The sequence below is a fragment of the Pseudomonas sp. BP11-1-1 genome (genome assembly GCF_052112105.1).
Classification (GTDB): domain Bacteria; phylum Pseudomonadota; class Gammaproteobacteria; order Pseudomonadales; family Pseudomonadaceae; genus Aquipseudomonas; species Aquipseudomonas alvandae.
In genome coordinates this window covers 1-17,466 of the sequence record NZ_JAUTYU010000010.1, presented here as the reverse complement: position 1 = coordinate 17,466, position 17,466 = coordinate 1, and the positions used below count along the sequence as shown (strand labels likewise).

Here is a 17,466-nt window from a genome sequence, read left to right as displayed (position 1 = left end):
TTCAAAAAGACCTGAGAACGACCAAAAAAACTAACGGATTTTACTGAGGTATAACGGTACTAAATCCCACATGCATTTCGGAGAGCCCGTTCGTTCGAAACAGCAGCGGGCTATGGATTATTTATGCCACATAATGACCACAATTTTTTTGGATGGAACCTGTAATAATCGCTGGCAAACTGAGCGATAAATCCCTTGACCCTTTTGGGGCCAGATGCACAAAACTCATCTTGCCGGTGCTAGGGCCCCTCCATCCGCGGTTGACGTAGAGTCATCCCAGGCTTAGGATTTGTTCACTGCTCAACCCCGTACGCAGGGATTAAATTCTCTGGCCGTTGGGGTGAAAACACCGGCTTCGGCCGGTTTTTTCGTTTCTGGGGATTGAGTTTGTGCGTACTGCTTTTTTCGTTGATGGATATAACGTCTTTTATGGACTACTCGCCGGTACGCCCTATAAATGGCTAAACCTGACACGTCTGTTAACGCATATCGCCCACGTCGAAAATCCTCAAAGCTCACTGGCGTCCGTTGATTACTTCACGTCCTCTGTGAAACCTGAACTGGCGACCCGGGGAATCATTTCCAAAGAGGCCCAAGATTCCTACGTACGCGCGTTGAAGGCCAACAAAGTTGCCGTGCATTATGGTCGTCATCAGCTAGAGCGTGCCAATGCCCCGCGCTTTGTCAGCAAAAAAATCGGCGCTTCACGCCAAGATACTGTGGCTATCTGGAAGCTGGAAGAAAAGGAGACGGACGTTCACATTGCGATCAGTATGTATCGCACGGCGTCAAAACAAGAAAACGTGCCGCCGGAGAGTCGTATCAAACAACTCGTACTGGTCTCTGGGGATACCGATATGGCCCCAGCCTTAAGAGCCATTCGAGAGGATTTCCCTGACCTGAAAATTGGTGTGGTACTCCCCTACCGTACCGGATCCAAACGCCTGGCGCCCGGCTCGCTAAAAGAACACGCAGATTGGATGCGTCGAGTCGTCACTTGCGAAGAGCTTGAATCCCACCAGTTCCCCCGCCGAGTACCCACCCACAAAGCCCCTGCCATCAAGCCGGATTATTGGTAACAACCAACCTCAACTCCCCATCGCAATACACCACCTCACGCCCCAACCACCCCACATCCGCCTGAGGCAACACTGCCGAAGGCTTGCGCAGTTCACGCAGCAACGTCGAGCCATGGGACAGGCGTCCACCCATGCGCGCGATCACGGCGCGGGCGTTTTGGTAGTGGGCGTGGCGGCCAGGGTCCAGGGTGTCTTCCAGCAGGATGTCCTCGCCGAGGATGCCTTGGGCCTGGCCCGGGTAGATGAGGAATCCGCTTGCCTGTTCAGTGCCTTCACGACCGTCCTGCCAGAAGCTGCCGTCGCGGCTGCGGATGTCCGGGTGCGGTGCGAACCAGTGCGTCCGGTCAGCGCCCGGCATGGCGTGGTGCAGGCGGAAAAAGATCCGCATCAGGTTATCGCGATACCATTCGCGCACCTGCAAATAATAGCCGCGCAACCCCGGCAGGCCTACACCGTGGGCCAGGCGAATCGCCACCGGCCATTGAGGAAAGGCCTGCAATGGCAGCTCGATCGGCGCCGGACGCGGTGTGGCCGGGTCGGTCTCCCACGGCAGGCGATGAGGGCTGTGTTCGAGATCGTCATAGGCGGTCGGCGGTCGTCCCAGCCAGTCCCCGCCGCTGCTCGCCAAGGCGCTGGCGATGCACAGGTTGCCTTGCACCACGAACACGTAGAAGCGGGTAAACCAGTCGGCTAATTGCTGGCCGTTGGCGCCTTGTCCGGTCAGCTCGTGCAGCTCTCGATCAAAACGTCGGAGGCCGTTTTCCAGCGTCAGCAAATGCCCTCGGGCGATGCGTTGCATGCGCAGGAACAACGGCAGCGAACGCAGCAGGCGCAGTGGCCGCCAGGGCAGGTGCGGTGTCGCGCCGCCGACCTCGCCGGCATAGCTGCTGGCGCTGACGCCCCAGTCAGCCAGCCGGGCGAGAAACAAATCATTATTGATGTACGAAGCGCCGCCAAACACCGCCGTAAAAGGCTCGTTGTCCTGCAGCACCCGCCGATCCCAACGCGCCATGATCGCCGGAATACTCGTCGCCGCACGGCGCTGCGCGTACTCCACCAGAACGCTGGGTCGGGGCGGCAGGATCTCGGCAATGTTGGCGGCAGTCAGGTGACGGCGCCAGCCGTAGTCGCTGATCGGGCGGTATTGCAACAGCCACAGCTGGGTCCCGTCCCAGGCCCATTCAACATCACCGGGCACGTAATGAAAGACCCGCAGCACGCCTTGCAGAAAGCGCCACAGCACTTCGGCGGTCAGGCCATAGGCAGGCCTGAAGGTGCCGCTGCTCCATGACTCGCCGAGGCGGGACATCACCGCGCGCTCGGGGCTCACTTGGCCATCGGCCAACGACTCCAGATGCCCCTCGACCCACTCCAATTCAACAGACAAGTGACGCACGAACGCGATCCCGGACAACCGTGGCGTGATGAAGCGCTGCACCACCACTTCCTCGACACCCGCCGCGCTCAACTCGGCAATGCGCGCCGGCACGTTGCACGTCGGTTCGCGCAGGAACGTGGTGCTCAAGCCGGCATTCGCCGCATCGGCCTGATCCTCGCCGTAGCTGGAAGAACGCACGGCCCAGGTAGCATCCGGCTGGCCGTTCAGAAAGCCTGGCAAACGTGGATCATCGCAATGGTTGAGCGACAGCGCCGCCGGCACCGGCTGCCCAGCCAGCGCCGCGAGACGCAAGCGGCCGCCCTTGGTATGCGCGACAAAACCACGCTCGCCGGACTCCAGCCACATCGCGAATTCAGCCGGTGAATCAATCCATGGATAGTGGCCCCAGCCGGGCTTCAGGCTGATGGTCAAATCGGCGCGGGCAAGGATGGCCGACCAGGCCGCCGCTTGGGCGACGCCCAACACCTTGTCTTGATCACCCCAGACCAGCTCCACCGGATCCGTGATCCATTCCAGCAGCGGCAACGCGGTGTCGGCGCGCACCAGGTCCCAATGCGGCACAAAGGCCCGGCAGCGGGCATAGCCGGCGCCCATGCGCTGGCACTGCGCCGGCGTCCAGGCCTGGCTGGAAAACTTGTGGGCAAACAGCGTCGGCTTGTTCGCCAGCAGCCAGTGAATGGTCTTTCGAATCGGCAGCGGCGACATCAACGCCGGCAACCGTCGCTGCCACAAAAACGCGCCCACCGGCGCCAGCAAAACGCTGCGGCAAAAGTGCCCCGGCTGGCGTTGCAAGGCGTGCAGCACCAGCAAGGCGTTCACGCCGACCGCCATGATCGCGCTGCCCCGCACCGTCGTCGCCAGCAATGCTTCGGCGTAGGCCGCAAGGTCTTCGCAAGGTGCCTGCGGGTTATTGCCGAAGCCGGGCAGTTCCAGGGGCACTACGTCATAGTGTTGGAAGTGCGGCAAGGCGTCACCCCACCAATCGGCGGCGCTGCCGTTGCCGGCCAGCAGGTACATCCGGGGCTTGCTCATGGATGTTCCTCAGGCCAGGTCGCGCAGGGCTGCGTCGAGCGTCGGGTAACGGAACGCATAGCCGGCCTCGACGAGACGGTCGGGCACCACGCGCTGTCCATCGAAAAACAGCTGGGCCATCTCGCCAGCCAAAGCACGCACTGGCGCGGCCGGAATATGGAACCACACCGGGCGCTTGAGCACCTTGCCGACGCTTTCGGCGAACAGCGCCTGGCTGACCGTTTCCGGCGCCACCAGGTTGTAGGTGCCGCTCAGGCTTTGATCAGCGAAGGCCCGGGCGATCACCTGGATGACATCGTCGCGGTGTACCCAACTCATGATTTGCTTGCCGTCGCCCATCCGCCCGCCGAACCCCAGGCGAAACGGAATCAGCAATGGCAGCAATGCACCGCCCGGCCCGAACACCACACCCAGGCGCAGCACCACCTGGCGCACGCCCAACTCGACGGCAGGCCGCGCGGAGGCTTCCCAGCGCGCGCAGAGCTCAGCCATGAAACCCTCGCCCTGGCTGGCACTTTCATCCAGGCTTTCACCGGCGTCACGCACGCCGTAAAAACCAATCGCCGAAGCCTGGACCCACAACGCCGGTTTGTGCCGCGCGTTTCTCAACCAGGCCATCAAGGCTTCGGTGGTATTGACCCGGCTGGCGATGAGTTGCGCCTGGCGCTTGGGACTCCAGCGCGGGCCGGCCACCGGCGCACCGGCCAGGTTGATCACCACGTCGAAGGTTTCTTCATGCCCCAGCTTGCCCAACGAACGCAGGCAACGGGCGCGACCGTCAAACAGATAGGCCGCTTTCAACGGATCGCGAGCCAACACGCTGACCGTGTGCCCGGCGTCGAGCAGTTGATTGACCAATGTTTCGCCGATGAACCCGGTGCCGCCCGTGACCAGCACGCGCTTGTAGGCGCCACCGGCAAACGGGTTGGCGGGCTTGCCCGCGCGTTGCATACGCAAGGCCGCCAAGCCGTCGCGAATCCCCGAGGCCGTCACGCCGATGGCGAACAAGGTCAACAGCCAGCCGCGCCAGCCGAGGTCGATTGCGCTCAGCCCGGTTGGCAAACTCGCCCACTGCGCCAATTGCACGCCATACAACGCAAAGAACGCCCCGCCGTTGACCGCCAGCACCGTGTGCATGATGCGTTCGATAGGCGGCAGCTTGCGGCTGCGGTCCTCCACCACGAAGTCCCAGAGCGTCAGGCAAATCTCCAGGGCGAACAGCAACGCGATGACTATCGCCCACGTCCCCTCGAAAGCCAGATGCGCAATGCCCAGGAACAGGATCCCGTAGAAGCACGAGCGCAAGGCGTGGATCGACAGCTCTAGCCGCGCACTGTGGCGATAGGGCAAGGCGACGGTGAGTTCGTGGTGATACAAGGTGTCCAGCGCACCGAGGATTGCCTGGGCGATCAGCAGGGCGATTGCCCAGTCCAGCGGTGAAAAATCAGCCATGGTTGGATTCACTCGGCGCGTTGTCAGGCAGGGAGGTTTGACGATCGTGGCGATATAGCCATAACAGCGGCGGCAATAAAACGAGCAAGGCAACGCTGTCGAACCACAGGTGCGACCAGACCCGCGCCTGGGCGGAAATCCACATGTCCTGGGGCGCCCACAGCAGGATGCCGACGATGAGCCAGCCCCAGGGCATGGCGCTCTTCAATCGATTGCCGATGTGGACGAGGGCGAGCATGTACAACCCGTAGCTTTGCAACGTGGCGCCGAACAACGCCAGCCACCAGACCTGTTGCGCGCGGGCCGTAGCAGGCACTGAATCGGCGCCCCAGAAAGCGAGTTCGATGGTGTTCAGATAGTCATCGAGCAAGCCGGAATGACCGGCCCAGGTCAGCATGAGGCCGGCAAGCAGATGCATCAGGGCCGCCGCGTACAACCAAACGACCAGGGCTTTGCGAAGGGGGTTGGGAGGGACTGGCATTCCGTGTCCTGAAGGCTTGCTTGGAGGCGGCAAGTCTAAAGGAAAAGGGAGGGGCTTTACTTGGCTAATTATGTTGAGGGTTTAACAAGCATTGCACCGCCCAGCCAGGCCACAGGCGCTTCTGTGGAGCTGCGTAGGGGCTGCAATCTTTTCCTGGGCATTGCTATCTCAAGCGAAAGATCAAAGATCAAAGATCAAAGATCGCAGGCTTCGCCAGCGCCTACAGAGTCGAGCGGGAGCAAGCTCCCTCGCCACGGGCTCCAAGTGATTTCAGGAATGGCTCAACGCTGCATCCCCCAGCGCTTCACCGTCACCCGCTCCAGACTGTCGAACACCAGGTTCTCCACCAACAGCCCGATCAGGATCACCACCGCTAACCCGGCAAACACCTTGTCGGTGTACAACTCATTACGATTCTGGAAGATGTACCAACCCAAGCCGCCCTTGCCACTGGTCGCGCCGAACACCAGTTCGGCAGCAATGAGGGTACGCCAGGCGAAGGCCCAGCCGATCTTCAGCCCTGCGAGGATCGACGGCAGCGCCGCCGGGATCAGGATGAACAGCACAAAGCGCAGGCCCTTGAGGCCATAGTTGCGCCCGGCCATGCGCAGCGTTTCCGACACGCCGAGAAAGCCCGCATACATGTTCAACGCCAGCGCCCACAGCACCGAATGCACCAGCACGAAAATCAGGCTGTTCTGCCCCAGGCCGAACCACAGCAACGCCAACGGCAACAGGGCGATGGCAGGCAATGGGTTGAACATCGACGTCAACGTGCTGAGCAGGTCGCGGCCCAACTGCGTCGACACCGCCAGGGTGGTCAGGCCAAACGCCAGGATGATGCCCAGCAGATAACCCTTGAGCAGCACCACCAGGGAAATCCAGACCTTGCCCAACAGCTCGCCGCTGAACAAACCGTCGTACAACGCGTTGGCGGTCTGCAGGAAGCCCGGCAACAGCAGGTCATTGTTCTGGTAGCGCGCCACGCCCTCCCACAGCACCGCCAGCACTATCAGGATCAGACTTTTACGCAGCCAACCCTGCTGCCAGAGGCGCTGGCCCAGGGGCAATTCGCGCTCCAGCGGCACGTGGGTCAGGGGTTGCAGGTCGACTTCGTATTCTTCGCGCGCAGGCGATAATTGGCTCATGAACGGCCCCCCTTAATACGCAATACGGATGTCGGTGAAATCCAGCTCACGCTCGGTTTCAGGCGGCTGACCTTCATTGAACAGCAATCCATGAATCCGCCGCGCCGTATGCTGGAACCCCACGCCGCCGAGGCTGTGCAGGTCGTATTGATGGCTGTGGATTTCCGCCCGGACACGCCCCGGATGGGGTGACAACAGCAGGATGCGATTGCCCACCACCAGCGCTTCTTCGATGGAGTGGGTGACGAACAACAGAGTGAAACGCACCTCCTCCCAGAGCAGCAGCAATTCTTCCTGCATCTTGCGTCGGGTCAGCGCATCGAGGGCGGCGAAGGGCTCGTCCATCAACAGGATTTTCGGCTGCATCGCCAGCGCCCGGGCGATTGCGACGCGGGCCTTCATGCCACCGGACAAGGTGTGGGGATAAGCATCGGCAAACGCCGCCAGCCCGACCTTGTCGAGGTAATGCAGCGCCCGCTCCTCGGCCTCGCGACGCTTGAGCGTGCCCGACGCCAGCAGCGCGAACATCACGTTCTGCTTCACGGTTTTCCACGGCGGCAACTGGTCGAATTCCTGGAACACGACGATCCGGTCAGGGCCTGGCGCGTTGACGGGTTGGCCTTGCAAACGAATCTCGCCTTCGCACGGCGCGATGAAACCGCCGATGGCCTTGAGCAGCGTGGACTTGCCGCAACCCGACGGGCCGAGCAGTACAAAACGGTCCGCCGGGTCGACTTCGAAACTGACTTGATGGGTGGCCCGCACCACACGCTGCGGGGTGCGGTATTCCAGGCTGACGTTATCCACCGACAACAACGCCGTGCTGGCGGAGGTGGGGTTGCTGGCCGCGTGGCCTTGCAATGGCGCGTTCATGACAATCAGCTCCCTTGCAACGGTTTGGCGTCCTGGAAGAAATAGTCTTCCCACGACGCCGGTTTGTTTTTGATGGCGCCGACGCGGTAGAGGAATTCCGCCAGCGGGTAGGTGCTCTTCGGCGTGACGGTGAATTCGATCTGCGGGTTATCGATGATCTTCAACAAGGTTGCTCGGTCAATCTTGGCCTTGGTCACCCGAAGATAGGTGTCCGCCGCCGCACCCTTGTCGTTCTGGGCGAACTCGGCGGCTTCGGTCAGGGCCTCGACAAAGGCCTTGTAGGTCTTCGGGTTTTCATCACGGAATTTCTCGGTGGCGAACAACACCGTGGGCGAGTTCGGCCCGAGCACGTCATAGGAGTTGAGCACGACGTGGACGTTGGGGTTTTGCAGGGCCTGGTCCTGGAACGGCGGGTTGGAAAAGTGCCCGGTCAACTCGGTGCCCCCGGCGATCAACGCGGCCGTGGCGTCCGGGTGCGGGACGGCCAGGGTGTACTTGTCGAGGCGATTGAAATCCTTGTCGCCCCACTGCTTGGCGGCGGCGTATTGCAGGATCCGTGACTGCACCGAAACACCCACCGCCGGCACCGCGATGCGGTCCTTCTCGGTGAAGTCGGCGATAGTCTTGACGTTCGGGTTGTTGCTCAACAGGTAATAGGGAAAGTTGCCCAGCGACGCCACCGCCTTGACGTTCTGCTTGCCACGGGTGCGATCCCAGACAGTCAACAACGGCCCGACGCCGGCCCCAGCAATGTCGATGGAACCCGACAACAACGCATCGTTGACCGCCGCACCGCCGGACAATTGAGTCCAGTCGACCTTGATGTCGATGCCTTCCTGCTTGCCGTGCTTTTCGATCAGTTGTTGATCGCGCACCACATTGAGCAGCAGGTAAACGATGCCGAACTGCTCGGCGATGCGAATCTCGCCCTCGGCGTGAGCGCTGGCCGGCGCAACCAGGCTGCCGGCGAGCAGGCTGAACCCCAGGCCGATGGCCGCGGCCAACGGTGCAAAAGCAATGCGTTTGGACATGGTGATTCTCCAGGCTCTTTGCGCGCTGCGCAGCCGATCAGAAAGGGGCGTCGCCCTGGATGGTGGTGCGATACAGCTTGCGGCGCAGATGGCTTGGGCAACCGGCGGCCAGGTGGATCAGCGAACGGTTGTCCCAGAACACCAGGTCGTGGGGCTGCCATTGATGGCGATAGATGTTCTGCGGCAGCACGCTGTGGGCATACAGCTCTGTCAGGATGGCGGTGCTTTCATCCTCCGGCACGCCGACGATGCGGGTGGTAAAGCCTTCGCTGACGAACAATGCCTTGCGCCCGGTTTCCGGATGCGTGCGGACGATCGGATGCACGACTTCAGCGACCTGGGCCAGTTGTTCGGGCGTCAGCTTCGGACGCCAGTTGCCCTCGAACTTGGTTTCGCTGTAACGCGCCGTATAAGAATGCGCCGCCGAACGGCCTTCGATCGCCTTACGCAGCGCTTCGGGCAAACCATCCAGCGCCTTGTGCATATCGGCGAACAACGTGTCGCCGCCTTCGCTCGGCAATTCCTGGGCGTGGAGCATCGAGCCGAGGCTGGGCAATTCCTTATAGGAAAGGTCCGAATGCCAAAACTTGCCGGCATCGCCTAGGCCGATGGACTGGCCGTTTTCGATGATGTTGGAAACGATGAGGATTTCCGGGTGCCCGGCCAGCAGGAATTGCTTGAGCACATGGATCTGCAGCACGCCAAAACGACGGCTGAAGGCGATCTGTTGTTCAGGGGTGATGCGTTGCTCGCGGAACACCACCACGTGATAGTCGAGGTGGGCGCGGTGGATGCGGGCGAAATCCTGGTCGTTGATGGGCCGGGACAAGTCCAGGCCGATGATCTCGGCGCCTACGGCATCGGAGAATGGGCGGATGTCGAACGACTGTGGCGCGCTGTTCGCGGCATTTGAATCTGGAGAATAAGAGACGGCTGGCATACATCACTCCCACGCACGGCGCGCTTGAATGGGCGCGCACTCGATCAAAACTCACGGGGTCACCGTGTTGGTTTGTGTCGTGCGGCGCGCCGATTGGTCGGCAGGTACGCAGGGGGGTGACTTTAAAGGTATAAGAAACTTAATTTAAATATTAAAAATGCATATGTATATGGCAGAACCTATGGGACCACCATTGATCCTGTGGTGAGGGGATTTATCCCCGCTGGGGTGCGCAGCAGCCCTGAATGGCTGAATGCAAATATGCCTGACACACCGAAGTGGCTGGTTGGGGCTGCTGCGCAGCCCAGCGGGGATAAATCCCCTCGCCACAAAAGCGCGTGCGCCGCAAATATCTATTTACCGCTCGTGCAACGCCTCGGACCGGGCCTTGATGATCGGTTTGAGCAGGTAGCTCAGGATGGTTTTCTTGCCGGTGATAATGTCCACCGACGCTACCATCCCCGGGATGATCAGCAAGGGCTTTTCAGGCGTGCCCAGGTGGCTGCGTTCGGTGCGCAGCTTGATGATGTAGTAGGTGGTCTTCTTGTCTTCATCGGTGATGGTGTCGGCACCAATCTGTTCCAGCTTGGCTTTCATCCCGCCATAGATGGTGTAGTCATACGCCGTGAATTTCACCGTGGCGTCTTGGCCAGGGTGCAGGAAAGCGATGTCCTGGGGACGGATTTTCGCTTCCACCAGGATGGTGTCGTCCAGCGGCACGATTTCTATCAGGTCACTACCCGGCTGGATCACACCGCCAATGGTATTCACCAGCATCTTGTTGACGATGCCGCGCACCGGCGATGTCACCAGGGTACGGCTAACGCGATCTTCCAGGGCCTTGCCGGTGGCCTGGGCCTTGTTCAGGTCGGTGCGCGCTTCGTTGAGTTGGGTCAGCGCTTCACTGCGGAATTTGCCGCGGGTCTCGTCGATCTTGCGCTGCACTTCCTTGATCGCCGATTCGGCACGGGGAATCGCCAGCGTCGTGGCGTCCAGTTGCCCACGGGTCTCGACTTCGGCGCGCTTGAGCCGCAGCACTTCCACCGGCGATACCGCGCCTTGGGCCACCAACGGCTCGGACATGTTGATTTCCTGGCGTTGCAGTGCCAGGCCAGAGCGATATTGCGCCTGCTTGGAAATGAACTCGCGCAGCTCCTGCTGACGCTGGATCAACTGCTCCTGCAAGCCACCGATCTCATCGTGCAATTGCTGACGGCGGCTGATGTACAGCGACTCCTCACTGGCAGCCTGGCCCGGTACTGCCTTGAGTACATCGGGCGGAAACTTCAACGGCCGGTCATCGACTTCGGCACTCAGGCGCTCGACCCGCAACAGCATCGACAGGCGATCCGCCTCGGTTTCGCCGACGTTGGAGGCAAACCGGGTGTCGTCCAGGCGAATCAACGGCGCGCCGGCCTCGACGATCTGCCCTTCCTTGACGAACAGCTCAGCGACGATGCCGCCTTCAAGGTTTTGGATTTTCTGGATCTTGGACGATGGGATCGCCTTGCCGTCGCCCTTGGTGACTTCGTCGATCACCGCAAAGTTGGCCCACAACACCAGGAAAACGAAGAAGGCAATGATGCCCCAGATCGTCAGGCGCACCACGCGGGGAGCGTCTTCGATCAGCGCCTTGTTGACCTCGGGCAGCGGCTGGCCGTGCAGCGACTCGGAACCTTTGAAGTAGCGGCCGATAGCGCCTTTTGAGTCCGATTTAAGCAACACTGATCTGCCCCTTCTTCAACGCTTCCATGACGGCGGCTTTCGGGCCATCGGCGAGGATCTGCCCCCGATCGATCACGATCAGGCGATCCACCAGCGACAGCAACGATGCCCGGTGCGTCACCAGCAGCACGGTCTTGTTTTCCACCACGGCGGCCAGGCGCTGTTTCAAGCGTTCTTCACCGGTGTTGTCCATGGCACTGGTGGGTTCGTCCAACAGCAGGATGGGCGGGTTGAGGAGCAGCGCGCGGGACAGGGCGACGTTTTGCCGCTGGCCGCCGGACAGGTTCTGCCCGCGCTCGCCGACTTGCAGTTCGTAACCTTGCGGATGCAGGCGGGCAAATTCATGCACGCCCGCGAGTTCTGCAGCCTGGAGCACCAGTTCATCTTCGACGTAGCGGGCGCCGGAGGTCAGGTTGTCGCGCAGGGTGCCGGCCAGCAGCTGGATGTCCTGGGGCACGTAGCCAATGTTGTAGCGCAACTCGCTGACATCGATCTGGCGGATGTCCACGCCGTCCACCAGCAACGCGCCGTCGTCCGGTTGGTAAAGGCCCACCAGCAATTTGGCCAGCGAACTCTTGCCCGAGCCGCTGCGACCGATGATGCCGATCTTCTCGCCAGGCTTGATCACCAGGTTGATGTTTTTCAACGCCGCGTTCTGCTGGTTCGGGTAGGTGAAGTTCAGCTGGCGGCATTCAATCGCCCCCTGCAACACCTTGCGGCTCAGCGGACGCTCTTCGAAATTGCGCTCCTGTGGCAACTCCATCATCTGGTCGACGGAGGTCATCGTCACCCGCGCCTGCTGATAGCGGGTCAGCAAACCCGAGAGCGATGCCAGCGGGCTGAGGGCGCGGCCGCTGAGCATGTAGCAGGCAACCAGCCCGCCCATGCTGAGATTGCCGGCGATGATCTGGTAGACGCCGAAGACAATCATGACCACACCGGCCAGTTGCTGGATCAGCAACGTGATGTTCATCGCCAGGCCGGACAACATCTTCACCCGCAGCTCAAGGCGACTGAGGGTGCCGATGGTCTGTTCCCATTGGTACTGGCGCTCGCTCTCGGCGTTGTTGACCTTCACCGCATCCAGGCCGGCCAGGGTTTCGATCAGGCTGGACTGGCGCTCGGCGCCCAGGGCCATGGTTCGCTCCATGGTCGCTACCAACGGCTTCTGCAGCGCATAACCGATCAACAGCGCAAGCGGAAACGCCACCACCGGAATCCACACCAGATGCCCGCCGAGGATCGCGATGACCATGAAGATCAACAGAGTGAACGGAAGGTCGATCAGGCTGGTGAGCGTCAGCGAGGCCAGGAAGTCCCGCAGGCTTTGAAACTCATGGATGTTCTGGGCGAAGCTGCCCACCCGCGCCGGACGATATTTCATCGCCATGCCGACGATGCGCTCGAACAGTGTCGCCGAGATGATCAGGTCGGTTTTCTTGCCCGCCAGATCCAGGCACAGGCTGCGCAGCATTTTCAGGATGAGGTCGAACACATAGGCGCCGGTGATGCCGACCGCCAATACCCACAGCGTCGATTCGGCCTGGTTCGGCACCACGCGGTCATAGACGTTCATCACGAACAGCGGCGCGGCCATGGCGATGATATTGATCAGCAGGCTGGCGGCGATGGCGTCGGCGTACAGCCAGCGGGACCGCTTGAGGGTGTCACGAAACCACGAACGCGCCCGGGGAATGAGCGTGCCGTGATTAACGTCAAATTTATGCTGCGGCTGGGCGAAGAACACCTTGCCGCTGTAGTCATCGGCGAGCAGGTCACGGCTGACGGTGACCTCACCGCCGTCGCTTTCGCTGAGCAGCAAACGCGCCTGGCCGTCCTCGACCCAGCCCAGCAGGACGGCGCTGCGGCCTTCTTTCAGCAGCAGTAGCGCCGGCATGGCGATGGCGGGGATTTGCTCGAGCTTGCGTTGCAGCACCCGGCCTTGCAGACCGGCACGGGCCGCCGCACGCGACAATAATTCGACGCTCAGCCGTTGCTTGGGCAACGGCAGGCCGGTGGTGAGCATCGCCGCGCTGGCAGGCTTCTGATGCAGCATGCAGAGCGCCAGCAAACCATCCAACAGCGGGTCGTCGTGCAGCGTGCGCGGGTCATGGACTAGTTCGACTGGACTGACTTCTGATTCCACGCTCGGCACTCTGACTGATTGAAACGGGTTGGAGGACTCAATTCATCCCAGGCAACTGGACCTTGGGTTTCACGTCGTTCTGCACAACCGATGCCAACGGCGCGACCACACCCTGGCTTTTCAGCAACTGGCCCATGGTCGCCTTGATGCGGTACTGGGTGAACAGCTGCACATTCTTGATCTCCGCCAGGCGGCGGGAGGCGCTGAACAGCTCGTTTTCGCTGTCGAGCAAATCGAGCAGGGTGCGCTCACCCAGGCTGAACTGACGCTGATAGGCGGTGCGCACGCTGTTGCTGCGATCCACATATTGCTGGGCAACCGGCACCTGGGCGTTGGCGTTGTTCAGGGCGTTCCAGGCCAGGCCAAGCTCTTCGTTCAACTGGCGCAGCGCGTTGTTGCGAATATCCAACGCCTGGTTCGACAGGTAGGACTTGGACTCCAGGTCGGCCTTGTTACTGCCACCGGCATACAGGTTGAAGCGCATGCGCAGCATGGCTTGCCACTCGTTGTTGTGGCCGTTCTGGCCGTCCAGGTCGTTGTCGGCGGTGCGGCCCAGCTCGGCGTCAAAGCGTGGGTAGAAGCTCGACTTGGCAGCTTCATACTGTTTCTCGGCAGCGGCGATGTCGGCTTCGGCCGAACGCAGCACCGGGCTGTTTTCCAGCATCTGGGCACGGGCTTCGGTCAGGTTGGCCGGCAACAGCGCCATAAAGTCGGCGGGACGATCCAACTGGTCGGGCAGTTGGCCGACGGCGCTGAGGTAATTGGTCTCGGCATCGGCCAGGTTGGTTTGTTCAGTGATCAGGTTGTTGCGGGCCTGGGCCATGCGCGCTTCGGCCTGGTCCAGGTCGGCACCGCTGCCCACGCCACGGGAGGTGCGTAGCTTGATCTGGTCGTAAATGCGCTCGTGGCTCTTGAGGTTTTCCTCGGCCAGGCGCACGAACTCGCGACGGGTCAGCACGTCCAGGTAGACCTGGGCCACGGTCAGCCCGGTGCGCTCGGACGCGTCCAGCAAGGAATAAGCACGGGAATTCACGTTGGCTTGTTGACGCCCTACTTCGCTGGACGTCGCAAAACCGTCAAAAACCATTTGCGACAGACGCAGGCTCGACTCGCTGCGGTTCAAGGTTTCCCAATGATTATTACTGCCCGAACGGGTCGTCACACTGTCGGTGCCTTCACGGCCATAACCGGCTGCAAGGTCCACTCTAGGCAGGTAGCCGCCTTTGGCCGCCTTGAGCTGATAGTCAGCCGCCAGGCGACTGTTCACGCCGGCCTGGATTTCCGGATGGACGTCCAATGCCTGTTGCATGGCCTGCGGCAAGGTTTGTGCTTGTACGAAACTGGCGGCGAGGGCGAAAGGTAAAGCCTTGAGCAGGTGCGAACGCATGGTTGGTTTATTCCCGAAACTCTTGTCTTGAATCACAGCGAAACGTGGCGCTGCATCGGATGATGGCAACCGGAATGACCGTATGTCGGAAAGTTCAAAACAGGGGCTGGAACACGCACCGAAAGAACAGGTCGCCGCTTAAATATCAATGTGACATTACGGAAGCGATTGTTTAGGATGGCCGGCAGAAGGTCAATAGTTTGGCAGAAACAAAATACGCCGAAAAATACAGTCAAAATATTGTCAAATTAAAGCGTCAAAACATTTTCCCTTAGTGAGCATGAACGTCCAGACCGCTATGGCCATCGAGGCTGTCGGGTCCATGGAAGTCTACTGAACGTGGTACCCGGAGAGTCTTCAATGAGCAGTGTTATTGCCGTTGTCAAAAGCATTGTTGGTCAGGTTTTCGCCGTATCCCCCGAAGGTATTCGGCGCGTACTCATTGAGGGCGATCGCCTGAATGTGGGCGACCAGTTGGACACCGGCCCTGCCGGCGCCGTCACATTGGAGCTGGCCGATGGCCGCACGCTGGACCTGGGCCGCGACACTCAGTGGAGCGCCAGCGCTCCGGACTCCTCCACCGACCTCGAACAGGCCACAGCCCAAGCCGCGCCGTCTGTAGATGAGTTGCAGCAAGCCATCGCCGCCGGCGTCGACCCGACGACCGCCCTGGAAGCCACCGCCGCAGGCCCAACCGCCGCGGGTACAGGTGGCGCCGCCGGTGGCGGCCACAGCTTCGTCGTGCTGGACGCCACGGCCGGCAGCGTCGATCCGACGATCGGCTTCCCGACCGCAGGCCTCGCTGCGGCCGCCGCGACCGACAACAACACCTTGGGTGGCGACACCACCGATACGACAGCCAACGCCGTGCTCAATGCGACCATGAGCCTGAGCGCCACGCCGACCATCACCGAAGCCGGCGGCGTGCTGGTCTACACCGCAACCGTTACCCAGGCGCCACTGACCAACCTGACCGTGACCTTGTCCAACGGTGCGGTCATCGTGATCCAGGCCGGACAACTGACCGGTAGCGTCAACGTACCGCTCGCGCCGAACGACACCGTCTACAACGACCCAAGCCAGATCAGCGTGACCGTGACGGGTACCACCGGCGGCAGCGGCATCGCCGTGACCGTGCCGACCACGCCGGCAGTGACCCAGATCACCGACACCATCGACACCACCACCGTCACCCTGAGTGCGAACAACACGATTACCGAAGGCGGCCAGATCACTTACACCGCGACGCTGACCAATCCGGCTCAGACCCCGGTGACTGTGACCTTGAGCAACGGCTCGGTCATTACTATTGCTGCTGGTCAAACTACCGGTACCGTGGCTGTCGATACCCCAGCCAACGACGTCTACAACAACGGCAGTACCGTTAGCACCACGATCACCGGCGCAACCGGCGGCAACTTTGAGAATCTGGTGCCGAGCACGGCGCCTGCGGTGACTACGATTACCGACTCGGTAGATGCCACTACCCTGACGCTGACCGCTACGCCGACCGTGAATGAAAACGGCACGATCACCTACACCGCGACCCTGACCGGTGCTGACGGTAAACCTGTCACCGCTCAGAACGGTCCAGTGACTGTGACTTTGGAAAGCGGCAAGACCATCACCATCGCTGCGGGCGCAAGCTCGGGTGAGCTCAATGTGCCTGTCGGCAACGACGTGTACCAAGGCCCAACCACCGTCACCGAATCGATTGCTTCGGCATCGGGCGGTAACTTGGAAGCCATTGCTCCTAACACCTCTCCGGTCAGCACCATCGTTAGCGATGTCGATGACACCACCACGGTGACCTTGACCGCCACGCCGACCGTGAATGAAAACGGCACGATCACCTACACCGCCACGCTGACCGGTGCCGACGGTAAACCTGTCACCGCGCAGAACGGTCCAGTGACCGTGACTTTGGACAGCGGTAAGACCATCACCATCGCAGCCGGTGCAAGTTCGGGTGCGCTCGATGTGCCGGTCGGTAATGACGTCTACCAAGGCCCGACCACCGTGACTGAGTCGATTGCTTCGGCATCCGGTGGCAACCTGGAAGCCATTGCGCCAAACACCGCTCCGGTCAGCACCGTGGTCAGCGATGTCAACGACACCACCACGGTGACATTGACCGCCACGCCAACCGTGAATGAAAACGGCACGATTACTTACACCGCCACTTTGACCGGTGCTGACGGCAAACCCGTCACCGCGCAGAACGGTCCGGTGACCGTAACGTTGGAAAGCGGCAAAACCATCACCATCGCTGCGGGTGCAAGCTCGGGCGAGCTCAATGTGCCTGTCGGCAACGACGTGTACCAAGGTCCAACGACTGTCACCGAATCGATCAAAGATGCATCCGGCGGTAATCTCGAAGCCATTGCTCCAAACACTGCTCCAGTTAGCACCATCGTCAGCGACGTCAACGACGCCACCACGGTGACATTGACCGCCACACCGACCGTGAACGAAAACGGCACGATCACTTACACCGCCACTCTGACCGGTGCTGACGGAAAACCCGTCACCGCGCAGAACGGTCCTGTGACCGTTACGTTGGACAGCGGCAAGACCATCACCATCGCTGCGGGCGCAAGCTCGGGTGAGCTCAATGTGCCTGTCGGCAACGACGTGTACCAAGGCCCAACCACCGTCACCGAATCGATTGCCTCGGCATCGGGCGGTAACTTGGAAGCCATTGCTCCTAACACCGTTCCGGTCAGCACCATCGTTAGCGATGTCGATGACACCACCACGGTGACATTGACCG

12 protein-coding genes are annotated in these 17,466 nt (G+C 61.1%); 2 read left to right on the top strand and 10 right to left on the bottom strand.

From position 1 onward, the window contains the following. Positions 1 to 389 precede the first annotated feature (389 nt). Entirely contained in the window at positions 390 to 1,079 is a 690-nt protein-coding gene (locus Q7C33_RS19005; RefSeq protein ID WP_323155853.1) for an NYN domain-containing protein, read from the top strand. Here Q7C33_RS19005 and Q7C33_RS19000 read toward each other — a convergent pair. The 10 genes from Q7C33_RS19000 to Q7C33_RS18955 form a co-directional block, all read right to left on the bottom strand. Further along, positions 1,060 to 3,510, bottom strand: coding sequence for an alpha/beta hydrolase (locus tag Q7C33_RS19000; RefSeq protein ID WP_407683938.1), 2,451 nt, complete (start codon positions 3,508 to 3,510; stop codon positions 1,060 to 1,062). The two genes, Q7C33_RS19005 and Q7C33_RS19000, sit on opposite strands and share 20 nt — an antisense overlap. A gap of 9 nt (positions 3,511 to 3,519) precedes the next feature. Then, complete coding sequence (locus Q7C33_RS18995) at positions 3,520 to 4,962, bottom strand: TIGR01777 family oxidoreductase (protein ID WP_407683937.1); 1,443 nt, start codon at positions 4,960 to 4,962, stop codon at positions 3,520 to 3,522. After that, the gene (locus Q7C33_RS18990) at positions 4,955 to 5,443 is read right to left on the bottom strand and encodes a cell division protein (RefSeq protein ID WP_407683936.1); all 489 of its coding nucleotides are present in this window, start codon (positions 5,441 to 5,443) and stop codon (positions 4,955 to 4,957) included. The genes Q7C33_RS18995 and Q7C33_RS18990 overlap by 8 nt, the downstream gene beginning before the upstream one ends. Positions 5,444 to 5,724: 281 nt before the next feature. Continuing rightward, positions 5,725 to 6,591: an ABC transporter permease gene (locus tag Q7C33_RS18985; RefSeq protein WP_030138000.1), complete on the bottom strand. Its 867-nt coding sequence runs from the start codon at positions 6,589 to 6,591 to the stop codon at positions 5,725 to 5,727. Between the two features lie 12 nt (positions 6,592 to 6,603). After that, positions 6,604 to 7,464: an ABC transporter ATP-binding protein gene (locus Q7C33_RS18980; protein WP_407683935.1), complete on the bottom strand. Its 861-nt coding sequence runs from the start codon at positions 7,462 to 7,464 to the stop codon at positions 6,604 to 6,606. 5 nt (positions 7,465 to 7,469) lie between these two features. Beyond that, positions 7,470 to 8,495, bottom strand: a complete 1,026-nt coding sequence (locus Q7C33_RS18975) for an ABC transporter substrate-binding protein (RefSeq protein WP_407683934.1) — start codon at positions 8,493 to 8,495, stop codon at positions 7,470 to 7,472. Between the two features lie 37 nt (positions 8,496 to 8,532). Beyond that, on the bottom strand, positions 8,533 to 9,435 hold the full coding sequence (locus Q7C33_RS18970; RefSeq protein WP_407683933.1) for a TauD/TfdA dioxygenase family protein: 903 nt from the start codon (positions 9,433 to 9,435) through the stop codon (positions 8,533 to 8,535). Between the two features lie 357 nt (positions 9,436 to 9,792). Then, on the bottom strand, positions 9,793 to 11,160 hold the full coding sequence (locus tag Q7C33_RS18965; RefSeq protein WP_198797002.1) for an HlyD family type I secretion periplasmic adaptor subunit: 1,368 nt from the start codon (positions 11,158 to 11,160) through the stop codon (positions 9,793 to 9,795). After that, positions 11,150 to 13,306 carry a type I secretion system permease/ATPase gene (locus Q7C33_RS18960; protein WP_407683932.1) on the bottom strand — a complete coding sequence of 719 codons (2,157 nt, stop codon included), beginning with the start codon at positions 13,304 to 13,306 and terminating at the stop codon, positions 11,150 to 11,152. The genes Q7C33_RS18965 and Q7C33_RS18960 overlap by 11 nt, the downstream gene beginning before the upstream one ends. Positions 13,307 to 13,343: 37 nt before the next feature. Continuing rightward, complete coding sequence (locus Q7C33_RS18955; protein ID WP_030138006.1) at positions 13,344 to 14,693, bottom strand: TolC family outer membrane protein; 1,350 nt, start codon at positions 14,691 to 14,693, stop codon at positions 13,344 to 13,346. Positions 14,694 to 15,053: 360 nt separating this feature from the next. Here Q7C33_RS18955 and Q7C33_RS18950 point away from each other — a divergent pair. Next, positions 15,054 to 17,466, top strand: a 2,413-nt coding sequence (locus tag Q7C33_RS18950; RefSeq protein WP_407683931.1) for a retention module-containing protein, incomplete at its 3' end; no start/stop codon positions are given.

Coding starts and splice junctions, on each gene's coding strand:
- Q7C33_RS19000 (WP_407683938.1), bottom strand. CDS start 3,510: ATGAGCAAGCCCCGGATGTACCTGCTGGCCGGCAACGGCAGCGCCGCC.
- Q7C33_RS18975 (WP_407683934.1), bottom strand. CDS start 8,495: ATGTCCAAACGCATTGCTTTTGCACCGTTGGCCGCGGCCATCGGCCTG.
- Q7C33_RS18985 (WP_030138000.1), bottom strand. CDS start 6,591: ATGAGCCAATTATCGCCTGCGCGCGAAGAATACGAAGTCGACCTGCAA.
- Q7C33_RS18955 (WP_030138006.1), bottom strand. CDS start 14,693: ATGCGTTCGCACCTGCTCAAGGCTTTACCTTTCGCCCTCGCCGCCAGT.
- Q7C33_RS18970 (WP_407683933.1), bottom strand. CDS start 9,435: ATGCCAGCCGTCTCTTATTCTCCAGATTCAAATGCCGCGAACAGCGCG.
- Q7C33_RS18990 (WP_407683936.1), bottom strand. CDS start 5,443: ATGCCAGTCCCTCCCAACCCCCTTCGCAAAGCCCTGGTCGTTTGGTTG.
- Q7C33_RS18980 (WP_407683935.1), bottom strand. CDS start 7,464: ATGAACGCGCCATTGCAAGGCCACGCGGCCAGCAACCCCACCTCCGCC.
- Q7C33_RS18995 (WP_407683937.1), bottom strand. CDS start 4,962: ATGGCTGATTTTTCACCGCTGGACTGGGCAATCGCCCTGCTGATCGCC.